General features: G+C 73.0%; 9 protein-coding genes and 1 pseudogene. 3 read left to right on the forward strand and 7 right to left on the reverse strand.

The window, feature by feature from the left end; translation table 11 throughout:
- Positions 1-1,093, forward strand: a pseudogene (locus AWQ71_RS42905) (hypothetical protein); the annotation flags it as partial.
- Between the two features lie 210 nt (positions 1,094-1,303).
- On the opposite strand, the gene AWQ71_RS35330 reads toward AWQ71_RS42905, so the two are convergent.
- The 6 genes from AWQ71_RS35330 to AWQ71_RS35355 form a co-directional block, all read right to left on the reverse strand.
- Entirely contained in the window at positions 1,304-1,753 is a 450-nt protein-coding gene (locus tag AWQ71_RS35330) for a GNAT family N-acetyltransferase (protein ID WP_067142246.1), read from the reverse strand.
- Between the two features lie 179 nt (positions 1,754-1,932).
- Complete coding sequence (locus AWQ71_RS35335; RefSeq protein WP_245658808.1) at positions 1,933-2,418, reverse strand: Rieske (2Fe-2S) protein; 486 nt, start codon at positions 2,416-2,418, stop codon at positions 1,933-1,935.
- Positions 2,419-2,644: 226 nt separating this feature from the next.
- Positions 2,645-3,814, reverse strand: a complete 1,170-nt coding sequence (locus tag AWQ71_RS35340; protein WP_067142396.1) for an acyl-CoA dehydrogenase family protein — start codon at positions 3,812-3,814, stop codon at positions 2,645-2,647.
- Positions 3,815-3,837: 23 nt separating this feature from the next.
- Complete coding sequence (locus AWQ71_RS35345) at positions 3,838-4,800, reverse strand: hydroxymethylglutaryl-CoA lyase (protein WP_067142252.1); 963 nt, start codon at positions 4,798-4,800, stop codon at positions 3,838-3,840.
- On the reverse strand, positions 4,797-6,845 hold the full coding sequence (locus AWQ71_RS35350) for an acetyl/propionyl/methylcrotonyl-CoA carboxylase subunit alpha (RefSeq protein WP_067142255.1): 2,049 nt from the start codon (positions 6,843-6,845) through the stop codon (positions 4,797-4,799). Before AWQ71_RS35350 ends, AWQ71_RS35345 begins: the two co-directional genes overlap by 4 nt.
- 30 nt (positions 6,846-6,875) lie before the next feature.
- Complete coding sequence (locus AWQ71_RS35355; protein ID WP_067142258.1) at positions 6,876-8,450, reverse strand: carboxyl transferase domain-containing protein; 1,575 nt, start codon at positions 8,448-8,450, stop codon at positions 6,876-6,878.
- A gap of 85 nt (positions 8,451-8,535) precedes the next feature.
- On the opposite strand from AWQ71_RS35355, the gene AWQ71_RS35360 reads away from it, so the two are divergent.
- Positions 8,536-9,132: an SACE_7040 family transcriptional regulator gene (locus AWQ71_RS35360; protein ID WP_066938827.1), complete on the forward strand. Its 597-nt coding sequence runs from the start codon at positions 8,536-8,538 to the stop codon at positions 9,130-9,132.
- 16 nt (positions 9,133-9,148) lie between these two features.
- Here the strand turns inward: AWQ71_RS35360 and AWQ71_RS35365 are convergent, their stop codons facing one another.
- Positions 9,149-11,323 carry a thiamine pyrophosphate-dependent enzyme gene (locus tag AWQ71_RS35365; protein WP_169806703.1) on the reverse strand — a complete coding sequence of 725 codons (2,175 nt, stop codon included), beginning with the start codon at positions 11,321-11,323 and terminating at the stop codon, positions 9,149-9,151.
- 252 nt (positions 11,324-11,575) lie between these two features.
- On the opposite strand from AWQ71_RS35365, the gene AWQ71_RS35370 reads away from it, so the two are divergent.
- Positions 11,576-12,904, forward strand: coding sequence for a hypothetical protein (locus AWQ71_RS35370; protein ID WP_067142263.1), 1,329 nt, complete (start codon positions 11,576-11,578; stop codon positions 12,902-12,904).
- Positions 12,905-12,993: the final 89 nt, after the last annotated feature.

Here is a 12,993-nt window from a genome sequence, read left to right on the forward strand (position 1 = left end):
GGCCCGGCCCGCGGCCGCGGCTCCCGCCACGCCCGCGCCGAGCGAGTACCCCATGGTCGGCCTCGTGGAGCACCTCTTCCGGGACTGGGACCCGCTCTCCAAGGCCGTCGCCGCCGAGCGGCTGTTCGCGGCCGAACCGGTCAGCCTGCGCGCGCTCGCCCACCGCCTCAACGTGGACCGCGAGATCCTCTCCCAGGCCCAGCGGGCCGCGGAGGAACGGGTCCTGATGTGGCTGCGCTCCCCCGACTCCGCCGCGCTGACCGGCCACCTGTTCGGCCTCACCGAGTGGCTGGGCACCGCCGCGACGCAGGAGCAGCTCATCGCCGCCGACCCCTCCCACCCGGCGGAGGTCCCCGCGCTGGGGACGCCGCTGTGGCGAGTGCTCGTCACGCTCATGCCCGACCGCCGCCTCCAGGAGGGCTGGCTCGTCGTCGGTGACGTCGGCGGCCTGCGCGACAAGACCCGCCAGCTCCTCGCCGGCAAGCCCGCCGACACCGACGTGGTCGAGCTGCTCGGCCAGCTCGGCATCCGTCCGCACTCGGCCAAGGCGTGGCTGGACTCGCTGCCCAAGGAGCAGCCGCGTCCCGAGCAGCGGCCCGCGACCGCCGCGCCGAGCGAGCCCAAGCCGCTGCCCCGCCGTACCCCCGGCGCGAACGGGCACCAGCAGCGGAACGGCGTCCCGGTCCCCTCGCAGGCCGGCAACGGACCCGATCCGGCGACCGCCCTGGCCGCGCTCAACGCGCTCACCGGCACCGCCGCACCGCGCCCGCACCTGGTGCCGAGCCCGCGCAGCACGCCGACCAGTCCGTCCTCCGACCCGCGTCGCTGGCAGCGCATCGACGTGACCAGCGGGCACCTGCGCGGCGAGCCGGTCGCCGTTCCCGAGGGGTACGCCGCCCAGCTCGGCATGCGCCCGGGCACGCTGCTGTCGGTCACCGGTCCCGGCGACAACGCCGTGGTGCTGGTCTGGCGCGACCAGCAGCCGGTCTTCGACTCGCTCCAGCCCGTGCTGATGCGGCTGAACGCGCGGCCGGGCGACTCGGTCTACGTGACCGTGGACGGCTACCGCCTGGACGCCCAGCTTACGTCCTGACGCCCTTTCCGCCGCCCCTGCTCCTCGGCGCCGGGCGCCGGGCGCCGGGCGCCGAGCGACGCGGAGAAGGCCGAACTCGGTGAGCTGGCCGCGAAGCTGCCGCTCGTCCTCGGCTGACACGTCCACTCGGTCGCCGACCACCTCGCGCACGGACGCGCGGCCGACGCCGACGAAGCGTGCGGCCGGAGCGGGGCTCCCAGGGTCCGCGCGTCAGGACCGCGCGGGCGGCGTGAGCATCTTCCGGTAGTACGTGGCCGAGACGTCGAAGCCGAGCGCGCTGAAGAAGCCGGCGGCGCGGCGGGTGGCGAGCGCCATGTATCCGGCGTCCCGCGAGCGCGCCCAGCCCTCGAACTCCTCGAGGAGCCGCCGCCCGATGCCGTGGCGGCGGAAGTTCCGCTCGATGATCGCCTCCTCGACCCAGCCGACCCGCCCGTTGGCGAAGAGCGTGAGATGCGTGAAGCCGAGGAGGTACCCGCGGACCGTCCCGTCCACGGTGGCGACCAAGAGCTGCGCGTCCTCGTTCTGGAGGAGCTGCGGCAGCGCCGCGTCGAAGGCGGCGCGTTCCGGACGGAACGACAGCGCGAACTCGCGGGCGAGCGCGAAAATCTCGTCCGCGTCGCTCTTCTCCGCCTTCCGGATCCGGAGATCACCAGACGTCATGGGTAGGACTCTAGATTTACCGGGGCGAATACGTCCATCGCCCAATTAAATCCCACGGTCGCGGCGTGTCGCAGGCCCGCCCGGGCCCTGGTGCGGGAACCGGGCAGGCGCGGGCCACGCGGCGAGAGAACCACCCCGGGCGCGACGTGTCTGGTGAGGGCGCCGCAGGCCAGGGTGCCTCAGGCCAGGGTGATGGTGTCACCCTCGGACGAGATGTGGACCTCGGCGAGGGCCTTCTTGGCCGGCCCCTTCTGCGGGGAGCCGTCCGCGATGGAGAACGTCGAGTTGTGGCAGGGACAGACGATGAGGCCGTCCCTGACCCGCTTCACCGGGCAGCCCTCGTGCGTGCAGATGGCGCGGTACGCCTTGAAGGTGCCCGCCTCCGGCTGGACGACCACGACCTTCTCCGCCTTGACGATCACACCGCCGCCGACCGGGATATCGGACTTCTTGGCCAGCGCCCCGGCCGCGGCGGGCTTCTCCCCCGCCGCCTCCCCGGCCGTGGCCTTCCCATCCGCGGTCTCCCCGCCCGCGGCATGCGTGCCCGCGGGAGGGACGTTTCGAGCGGACGTTTCAGTACTGGACGAGCAGGCCGCGACAGCCGCGCCCACTCCCGCGAGAGCGGCCGTGCTCAGAGCGTGACGGCGGGTGAGGTTCTGGTCCACGATGCTGCCTTCCTCGGGTCAGGTCGGGTCTCTCACCCAACCAGTACCACCAGGCAAAATCCGGCTCCGCGCCCCCTTTTCTAAGGATTAATTAAGTACCTGGCACCCCCGACGCCCGACGCCCGAGCCCCGCCATTCGGGGTACGGCGGGAGAGCGTGGCGCGGAGGAGCAGCCCCCGCCGCAGCGCCTACGGACCTCAGCCCGCGCCACGCCCAGGGACCCGGGTCAGGATCCGGGGACGCCGAGCTCGCGGGCGATGAGCATCCGCTGGACCTCGCTGGTGCCCTCGCCGATCTCCAGGATCTTGGCGTCCCGGTAGAAGCGGCCCACCGGGTACTCGTTCATGAAGCCGTACCCGCCGAAGATCTGGGTGGCGTCCCGGGCGTTGTCCATCGCCGCGTTCGAGGAGACCAGCTTGGCGATCGCCGCCTCCTTCTTGAACGGCAGGCCCGCCAGCATCCGCTCGGCCGCGTGATGGTAGGCGAGCCGCGCGGTGTGCGCACGCACCTCCATGTCAGCGATCTTGAACTGGATGGCCTGGTAGCGGTCGATCGTCCGGCCGAACGCGACCCGCTCCGAGGCGTAGCGCAGCGACTCGTCCACGCAGCCCTGGGCGAGACCGACGGACAGCGCGGCGATCGCCACCCGGCCCTCGTCGAGCGTCTGCAGGAACTGGGCGTATCCCCGGCCGCGCTCGCCCAGGAGGTTCTCCTCGGGAACCCGGCAGTCGTCGAAGGACAGCTCGCGGGTGTCGCTGGCCGACCAGCCGACCTTGGAGTACTTCTTCGACACCGTGAACCCGGGCGTCCCGGCCGGGACCAGAATGGTGCTGATCTCCGGCACGGTCTTCCCGTCGCGCTCACGCCGTCCGGTGACGGCGGCGACGCCGACCACGCCGGTGATGTCGGTGCCCGAGTTCGTGATGAACGCCTTCGTCCCGTTGATCACCCACTCGCCGCCCTCCAGGGTGGCCGTCGTGCGCATCCCACCGGGTACGTCGGAGCCGCCGCCGGGCTCGGTCAGCCCGAACGCGCCGAGCATCTCACCCGTGGCCAGCCGCGGCAGCCAGTGGGCCTTCTGCTCCTCCGTCCCGAAGCGCAGGATCGGCATCGCGCCCAGCGACACCGCGGCCTCCAGCGTGACGGCGACCGAGGAGTCCACCCGGCCCAGCTCCTCCAGCGCGACGCACAGGGCGAAGTAGTCGCCGCCCATGCCGCCGTACTCCTCCGGGATGGGCAGCCCGAACAACCCCATCGCGCCCATCTTGGCGACGATGTCGTAGGGGAACTCGCACCGCTCGTAGTAGTCCCCGATCACGGGGGCGACCACCTCGCGGGCGAACCGCGCCACCGACTCGCGCAACTCCGCGTACTCACCGTGCTCAACGTCGATCATCTCGCGCTCCTCCTCGCCTCTGTTCAATCGCTTCCGCCGGCGTCGGCCGGTCCGAGCGCCCGGACGACCCGGGACGCGCTCGGACGGCCGAGCCGGTCCGCCAGCCACACGCTTGTCTCCACCAGGGACATGAGGTCCACGCCCGTCTCCACGCCGAGGCCGTCCAGCATCCAGACCAGGTCCTCGGTGGCGAGGTTGCCCGTGGCGCTCTCCGCGTACGGGCAGCCGCCGAGGCCGCCCGCCGAGGCGTCCACCACGGTGACGCCCTTGGTGAGCGCGGTGAGCGTGTTCGCCAGGGCCTGGCCGTACGTGTCGTGGAAGTGGACGGCGAGCCGGTCGGGTCCCACCCCGGCCGCCGCGAAGCCGTCGAGCAACGCCGCGACGTGGCCGGGGGTGCCGACCCCGATCGTGTCGCCGAGCGACAGCTCGAAGCAGCCGAGGTCGAGGAGCCGGGCGCCGGCCCGCACGACCTGCTCGACCGGGACCGCGCCCTCCCAGGGGTCGCCGAAGCACATGGACAGGTACGCCCGGACCTTCAGGCCGTGCCGCAGGGCGCGCTCGACCACGGGGGCGAACATGGCGAACTGCGACTCCAGCCCCTGGTTCAGGTTCCGCCGGGCGAACGTCTCGGTGGCGCTGCCGAAGATCGCGATCTCGGCCACGCCGCGTTCCAGGGCCCGGTCCAGGCCGCGCTCGTTGGGGACGAGCACGGGGTAGCGCACGCCGGGCGCGGGCTCCAGGCGGTCGAGCAGCTCGGCCGCGTCGGCGAGCTGCGGCACCCACTTCGGGTGGACGAAGCTGGTCGTCTCGATCCGCGTGAGCCCCGCCCGGGCCAGCCGGGTCACGAACTCCGCCTTGACCTCGACCGGGACGATCGCGGCCTCGTTCTGCAGGCCGTCCCTCGGGCCCACCTCGTGGATGGTGACCCGGGCGGGCAGCCCGTCCAGGCGGTACGTCCCGTATCCCGCCGATCCCGCTGTCGTCATGGCGCGCTCCCGTCGGGCTCCACCCGGGCCAGGACGCCGTCGAGCTCGACGGACTGGCCGATCCTGACCGGCAGCTCGGTGACGACGCCGTCCACCGGGGCGGGCACCGAGTGCTCCATCTTCATCGCCTCGACCACGACGAGCGGCTGGCCCGCGCTCACCCGGTCGCCGACCTCGGCCTTGATCACCAGGACGGTGCCGGGCATCGGGCTGCGGACCACGCCGTCGGCCGCGCCGCCGCTCCGGGCGCGGTCGCCGGGGTCGCCCAGCTCGTGCCGGACGACCGGCCAGGCCAGGCCGTCGCGGCCGAGCCAGAGGACGCCGCCGCCGCGCGCCGCCTCGTCCCAGGCGACGACGTACCGCAGCGTCGCGCCGTCGAGGGTGACCGAGATCTCGTCCCCGCCGCACCGGCGCAGTGACACCGAATGTGAATGCTCATTAACATCCACCTCCGCGTCGCCGACGAGTCCGCGCACCCGTACGTCGATGACGTCGCCCTGGCACTCCAGCCGGTAGCCGGTCCACGCCCGCCCGCCGATCCGCCAGCCGTCGGCGACGTCCCAGGGGTCGCCGTGCTCCGCGCCGCCTTCCGCGCCCTGCCGGGAGTGGAAGAGCAGGGCGGCGGCCACCAGCGCGTCCGGCGGCAGCGGCGCCCCGCTCAGGCCGCCGTCCGGCCCCTCCTCCCGGAGGAGGCGCTCGACCAGCCCGGTGTCGAGGCGTCCGGCGGCGACCTCCGGCCGGGCGACCAGCCCGCGCAGGAAGCCGATGTTGGTCGTCACCCCGAGGATCGCCGTCGAGGCGAGCGCCCGGTCGAGGGCCCGCAGCGCTCCCGCGCGGTCGGGCGCCCAGGCGACGACCTTGGACAGCATCGGGTCGTAGCTACCGCCGACGACCGTGCCCTCGGCCAGCCCCGAGTCCACCCGTGCGGCACGGCCCTCGCCGGGCTCGCGCAGCGCCAGCACCCGCCCGCCGGAAGGCAGGAAGCCCCGCGCCGGGTCCTCGGCGTACACGCGGGCCTCGACGGCGTGGCCGGTCAGGCGGACGTCGTCCTGGCCGAAGGGCAGCGGCTCGCCCGCGGCGATCCGGAGCTGCAGCTCGACGAGGTCGAGGCCGGTCACCATCTCGGTCACCGGGTGCTCGACCTGGAGCCGCGTGTTCATCTCCATGAAGTGGTACGGCGGCCCGTCGGGTCCGGCCGCGCCGCCGGAGCCGTCCGCTCCCCAGCCCGAGCCCTGGACGATGAACTCGACCGTGCCCGCGCCGACGTAGCCGACGGAGCGCGCCGCCTCCACCGCGGCGGCGCCCATCCGGGCCCGCGTCGCGGAGTCGAGCAGCGGCGAGGGAGCCTCCTCGACGATCTTCTGGTGCCGCCGCTGCAGGCTGCACTCACGCTCGCCCAGGTGGACGACGTTCCCGTGCGCGTCCGCCATGACCTGGATCTCGATGTGCCGGGGGTCGGTGACGAACCGCTCGACCAGCAGCGTGCCGTCCCCGAACGCGGCCAGCGCCGTACGGCGGGCCGAGGCGATGGCCTCGGCCAGCTCGGCGTCCGACCGCACCAGGACCATGCCCTTGCCGCCGCCGCCCGCCGACGGCTTGATCAGCACGGGGAAGCCGATGGCGCGGGCCGCTTCGGCCAGGTCGTCCGCGGGCTCGGCGCCTCCCGGGACCACCGGCACGCCGGCCGCCGCGACGGTGGCCTTGGCCCGGATCTTGTCGCCCATCGCCTCGATCGCCTCCGGCGGGGGGCCGACGAAGACCAGGCCCGCCTCCGCGCACCGCCGGGCGAACGCCCCGCTCTCCGCGAGGAACCCGTAGCCCGGGTGAACGGCCTCCGCGCCCGTCTGGAGCGCGGCCGCGACGACCCCCTCGACGTCGAGGTAGCCGCCGGGAAGCCGGACGGCCAGGTCGGCCTCGCGGACGTGCCGGGCGTCCCGGTCGGCGTCGCTGTACACGGCGACCGGACGGACGCCCATCGCCCGCAGCGTGCGGATGATCCTGACCGCGATCTCGCCACGGTTGGCGATCAGCACGGATCCGAACACGCCGTCACCTCCTCTCCACGATCACGTTGCTCACATCCGGAAGACGCCGTACCCGACCGGGTCGAGCGGGGCGCCAGCCGCCGCCGACAGGGCCAGGCCGAGGACGGTACGGGTGTCGACGGGGTCGATCACCCCGTCGTCCCACAGCCGGGCGGTCGAGTAGTACGGGTTTCCCTGGTGCTCGTACTGGGCGCGGATCGCGTCCTGGTCCGCGCTGCCGACGGTGGACAGCACGTTCGCGGCCTGCTCGCCGCCCATGACCGAGATGCGGGCGTTCGGCCACATCCACAGGAAGCGCGGCGAGTACGCCCGCCCGGCCATGGCGTAGTTGCCCGCGCCGAACGAGCCGCCGATGATCACGGTGAACTTGGGCACCCGCGCGCAGGCGACGGCGGTGACCATCTTGGCTCCGTGCTTGGCGATGCCGCCCGCCTCGTACGCCCGGCCGACCATGAAGCCGCTGATGTTCTGCAGGAACACCAGCGGGATCGACCTCCGGTCGCACAGCTCGATGAAGTGCGCGCCCTTCAGCGCCGACTCCGAGAAGAGGATGCCGTTGTTGGCGACGATCCCCACCGGGTGCCCGTGCAGCCGGGCGAACCCGGTGACCAGGGTCGGGCCGTACTCCGCCTTGAACTCCAGGAACCGGCTGCCGTCCACGACGCGCGCGATGACCTCCCGCACGTCGTACGGCGTCCGCGTGTCCTGCGGGACGATGCCGTACAGCTCGCGCGGGTCGTAGGCGGGCGGCTCGGACGGGATGGTCTCCCACGGCCGCGCGGCGCGCGGCGGCAGCGTGGCCACGATGTCGCGGACGATCCGCAGCGCGTGGGCGTCGTCCTCGGCGAGGTGGTCGGTCACGCCGCTGGTCCTGGCGTGGACCTCGCCGCCGCCGAGCTCCTCGGCGGTCACGGTCTCGCCGGTGGCCGCCTTCACCAGCGGCGGCCCGCCCAGGAAGATCGTGCCCTGGTTCCGCACGATCACGGCCTCGTCGCTCATCGCCGGGACGTACGCGCCTCCGGCGGTGCACGAGCCGAGCACGGCCGCGATCTGCGGGATGCCGCGCGCGGACATGGTGGCCTGGTTGTAGAAGATCCGCCCGAAGTGCTCGCGGTCGGGGAACACCTCGTCCTGCTTGGGCAGGAACGCGCCGCCCGAGTCGACCAGGTAGACGCACGGCAGGTGGTTGTCGAGGGCCACCTCCTGCGCCCGCAGGTGCTTCTTGACGGTGAGGGGGTAGTACGTGCCGCCCTTCACCGTGGCGTCGTTGGCCACCACGACGACCTCGCGGCCGGACACCCGGCCGATGCCGGTGATGATGCCGGCGGCGGGCGCCTGCCCGTCGTACAGGCCGTCGGCCGCGAGCGGCGACAGCTCCAGGAATCGGCCGCCCGGGTCGAGCAGCGTGTCCACCCGGTCTCTGGGCAGCAGCTTGCCCCGGGCGATGTGCCGCTCGCGGGAGCGCGGCGGGCCGCCCTCCGCGGCGACGGCCAGCCGCTGCCGCAGCTCGGCGGCCAGCAGCTCGCCGGCCTCCGCGTTCCGCTTGTACGGCTCACCGCCCGGATCACAGGCACTGCGCAGCACCGGCCACGGGTTCGGCTCCATGCCGTCCACCTCCGGCGAGTTAATGGTCGCTAACACCACCGGCGATGTTAGTCACCATTAACCGGCTCGTCTACTATTGCGTTGCATGACGGCTCCCCGTACCCCTACCCGCAACAGGCGCGCCGAGATACTCCAGGCGGCGGCGGAGCTGTTCGCGGCGCGCGGGTTCCACGGGGTGTCCATCGAGGACATCGGCTCGGCCGTCGGTGTCTCCGGGCCCGCGATCTACCGGCACTTCAGCGGCAAGGAGGCCCTGCTCAGCGAGATCCTGCTCGACATCAGCGAGCGGCTGCGCGAGCAGGGCGCCCGCCTGGTGACGGAGCCGGACGCCCCGGCGGGCAGCGCGTACGCGCGGGCGGCGCTGGACGCGCTGCTGCGCGGCCACATCGACTTCGCGCTGGCCAACCCGGCGCTGATCCGGGTGCACGAGCGTGAGCTGGACAACATGCCCGAGCCGGACCGCCGCCGCGTCCGCCGCCTCCAGCGGCTGTACGTCGAGGAGTGGGTCACGGTGCTGAGCGAGCTCTATCCCGACTGCCCCCCGGCGCGGCTGCGCGCCGCCACCCACGCCGTCTTCGGACTGCTCAACTCGACCCCGCGCAGCGCGGGCGAGCTCCCGCCGGAGGCCATGGCCCCGCTGCTGCACGGCATGGCGGTCGCCTCGCTGGCCGTACTGACCTGACCCGGACGGCGCGCGGTCAGGCGATGAACTTGCGGGCGGCCAGCTCGATGTCCGCCTCCGACAGCAGCACCGTGTCGGCGGCGGCGCCCAGCGGGATGAAGCTGTCCTGCGAGGTCACCCGCGCGATCCGCCCGGTGAACCCGTTGTCGACCAGCGCCGTGACGACGCTCTCGGACACGCCGCCGCTGCGCCGGGTCTCGTCCGCGATCAGCACCCTGCCGGTCAGCTCGGCGGCGCGGAGCAGGTCCTCCACCGGGAGCGGCGACAGCCAGCGCAGGTCGAGCACCCGGCAGCCCACGTCCTCCGCGGTGAGCCGGACCGCCGCCCGCAGGCTCATCCGTACCCCGTTGCCGAAGGTGACGATGGTCAGGTCGCGGCCGTCGCCGTAGGAGCGGGCCCGGCCGATCGGGATGTGCGTCTCCGCCCAGCGGGCCGGCGGCACGTACGGCGCGAGCCAGCCGCCGTCGCCCTCCTCGAACAGGTCGCGGGTGTGGTAGAGCGCGATCGGTTCGAGGAAGACGCACACCCGGCCGTCGGCGCGCGCGGCGGCGAGGCAGGTGCGCAGCATGGACGCGGCGTCGTCCGGCCGCGCGGGCGAGGCGACGACCACGCCGGGGATGTCGCGCAGCGCGGCGACCGAGTTGTCGTTGTGGAAGTGGCCGCCGAAGCCCTTCTGGTACGCGAAGCCGGGCACGCGGACGACCATCGGGTTGCGGTAGGCGCCGCCCGAGAAGAACTGCAGCGAGGACGCCTCGCCGCGGATCTGGTCCAGCGCGTTGTGCAGGTAGGCGAGGTATTGGATCTCGGGCACCGGCAGCAGGCCCGAGACGCCCGAGCCGAGGGCCAGCCCGAGGATGGACTGCTCGTCCAGCAGCGTGTCGAAGACCCGCTCCGTGCCGAACTTCCGCAGCAGGCCGCGGCTGACCCCGTAGACGCCGCCCTTCCGCGCGACGTCCTCGCCGAACAGCAGCACGCCGGGGTCGAGCGCCATCGCGTCGGCGAGCGTGCGGTTGATCGCCTGGGCGAGCGTGAGCCCGCCCTCCTGCTCGGGCAGGGCGCCGAAGACCCGCTCCCGTACACCGGTGTCCGCGGCGCGGGCGGCCTCGGCGGCCACCGTGGGCGGGTCGGCGGGGGCGAGCGGGGCCATCACCTCGCGCGCGGAGGTGAGGCGGGGCCGCCGGGTGCACTCCATCGCGAGCTTGAGCACGTGCTCGCGCTCGGCCTCGTAGCGCGCGATCAGCTCGTCCGGCTCGGCGAGACCGGCCTGCACGAGCAGCCGGGCCGTGCCGAGGAGGGGGTCGCGCTCCAGGTCGGCGGCGATCTCCTTGCGGGTCCGGTACGCGATCTCGACGTCGGAGCCGGCGTGCCCCATCAGGCGGACGGTGCTCATATGCAGGAACGCGGGGGCGCGGGTGGCGCGGACGTGGTCGGCGGCGGCGCGGGCGACGTCGTGGACCTCGGCGAGGTCGCATCCGTCCGCGTGGAAGTATTCGAGCAGCGGGTGCCGGGACGCCTCGACCCAGCCCTGCGGCGTCCGCACGCTGATGCCGATGCCGTTGTCCTCGCAGACGAACAGCACGGGGAGCTGGAGCCCCCGGTACGCGCCGTAGGCGGCGGTGTTCAGGCCGCTCAGCGCGCTGGCGTGGTTGACCGTGGCATCGCCGAAGCTGCACACGGCGACGGCGTCGGCGGGCCACTTCGACGGAGCCTCGAGGGCGCGCGCCCGGTCGATCGCGAAGCCGACGCCGACCGCGCGCGGCAGGTGGCTGGCGATTGTGGACGTCTGCGGGATCACCGCCAGCTCGGGGTGGCCGAAGACCTTGTGCCTGCCTCCGGCGATGGGCTCCTCGACGGAGGCGCTGAGCCCGAGCAGCACGTCGCGCAGGCCCTCCTCGGGCAGCCGGCCCGCCTGGGCGGAGCGTTCGAGGTAGAACGCGCCCGAGCGGTAGTGCAGCAGCGCCGGGTCGGTCGGGCGCAGCGCGGCGGCCACGGCCGCGTTCCCCTCGTGACCGGCGGAGCCGATGGTGTAGAAGCCCTCGTTCCGCTCGCGCAGGACGCGCGCCGCGACGTCGAGGAGGCGGCTGCCGAGCTGGACCTCGAACAGTTCCCTGCACCGGCGGCCCGTCAGGGTGGTGCCTGGCCGTACGGGCAGGGCGGGATCGATGGACGGCCCGGGGGTCAGAGCGCCCACAGCCTCGAGGAAATGCGTCTCAACAGTGTCGCGGAGCACAAGGCCGATTATGTAGCCCGGACGGGTGCGACGTCCGCAACAGTGATGACTATGTTGACGTCTTGTTGTCGGAACCGCCCGAACGACACCGATCGATAACAGACCGGCACTGTTACTCAACCATCGACCGGGTTTGACCGTCTACAGGTAAAGGAATGACGTGGCACCCTCAAAGCCGCGTTCAACCCACCGGGGAAGGATGGTTCACCCGAGATGTTGAAACGCATCAGTGCCGTCGCCGCGGCGCTGGCGCTGGGCAGCGTGGCGCTCCTCGCCTCGCCCGCCCACGCGACCGCGGCTCCGGCGGCCCCCACCGCGCTCCAGGCGTCACCCGATCCCGTCGTCGTCGGCGACGGCGGGGGCCGGACGGCGACGTTCGGCTTCACCGCCGGCGAGGGCACGGGCTCCGCCAGGCTCGTGGACCCCAGCGGCAAGAACGTCCCCCTGACCGTGAGCGGCGGACCGAACTACACCGCGAGCTACACGTTCACGTTCAACGACGAGCCGGGCGCCTGGAAACTCGTCGCCACGGCCACCAAGGACGGGGCCACCGCCGAGTCCACCAAGGGGTTCGCGGTCCACTGGATCACGGACCTGGACTTCTCCGCCTCTCCCGACGTCGTCGACCGCGACGGCCGGGTCTGGCTGAGCGGCGCCCTGAAGTACAAGGAGGACGGCAGCTGGAAGGCCTACGACAAGCAGGCCGTCCAGATCTCCTTCAAGCCGGTCGGCGGCTCGTACGGCACGGTCAGGACGGTGACGACCGACGCCTACGGCCGGTTCCGTGTCGCGCAGAACGTGGACCGGTCCGGTTGGTGGCGGGCCGAGTTCGCCGGCTCCGCCGAGACGGAGGGCACGGTCAGCGACAGCGACCGCGTCGACGTCCGGGACCGGGCGCGGACGTCCCGCGTCTGGTTCGACGCCTCCCCCGAGCAGGTGGACACGGGCGCCACGGTGCGCCTGCGCGGCAAGGTCGAGGCGGGCGCCTGGAACTCCTGGGACTCCGTCCGGGGCGCCAAGGTCAACCTGCTGTTCAAGGCGGACGGCGCCTACTCCTGGCGGTATGTGACCTCGGCGTGGACCGGCCGTGACGGCAGGTTCGCCGCCGACGTCACCGCGAACGCGTCGGGCTGGTGGCGGGCCGAGTACGCCGGCGGCGACGGCGTGCGCGGCTCGCACGCGGACGACCACGTCACGGTCGTCCGGCCTCCGGTGGAGCCGCCGGCCTCGCTGGACACCCGCGTGATCTCGTTCGACGCCTACCCCGAGCCGGTGCGGTACGGCAAGTACCTCTCCTTCAAGGGCAAGCTGCAGGCGTGGGACGGCCGCTGGGCCGGATACGGCCACCAGAAGGTGACCGTGTGGTTCAAGACGAAGACCGGCTCCTGGAAGTACGTGAAGAGCACCTGGACCAACGGCTCCGGCAAGTTCTGGACCAAGACCAAGGCGACGAAGTCCGGGTACTGGAAGGTCGTCTTCGCCGGCAACGACGAGGCCGACGGCTCCTCCAGCGCCAGGGACTGGGTCCGCGTCAAGCGCTGAGGCGCGTGACGCATAGGTCTGCGAGGTCTGCGCACTGATCGTCCGGGATGCCCGGACGAGGCGGCGGCCCGGGGCGGTGACGCCCCGGG

It is taken from the genome of Microtetraspora malaysiensis (assembly GCF_001528665.1).
In the GTDB taxonomy this organism is placed as follows: Bacteria; Actinomycetota; Actinomycetes; order Streptosporangiales; family Streptosporangiaceae; genus Microtetraspora_A; species Microtetraspora_A malaysiensis.

Excerpts from the sequence above, each read along its gene's own strand:
- AWQ71_RS35360 (WP_066938827.1), top strand. The coding sequence starts at position 8,536 with ATGACGGCTCCCCGTACCCCTACCCGCAACAGGCGCGCCGAGATACTC.
- AWQ71_RS35370 (WP_067142263.1), top strand. The coding sequence starts at position 11,576 with ATGTTGAAACGCATCAGTGCCGTCGCCGCGGCGCTGGCGCTGGGCAGC.
- AWQ71_RS35340 (WP_067142396.1), bottom strand. The coding sequence starts at position 3,814 with ATGATCGACGTTGAGCACGGTGAGTACGCGGAGTTGCGCGAGTCGGTG.
- AWQ71_RS35355 (WP_067142258.1), bottom strand. The coding sequence starts at position 8,450 with ATGGAGCCGAACCCGTGGCCGGTGCTGCGCAGTGCCTGTGATCCGGGC.
- AWQ71_RS35330 (WP_067142246.1), bottom strand. The coding sequence starts at position 1,753 with ATGACGTCTGGTGATCTCCGGATCCGGAAGGCGGAGAAGAGCGACGCG.
- AWQ71_RS35345 (WP_067142252.1), bottom strand. The coding sequence starts at position 4,800 with ATGACGACAGCGGGATCGGCGGGATACGGGACGTACCGCCTGGACGGG.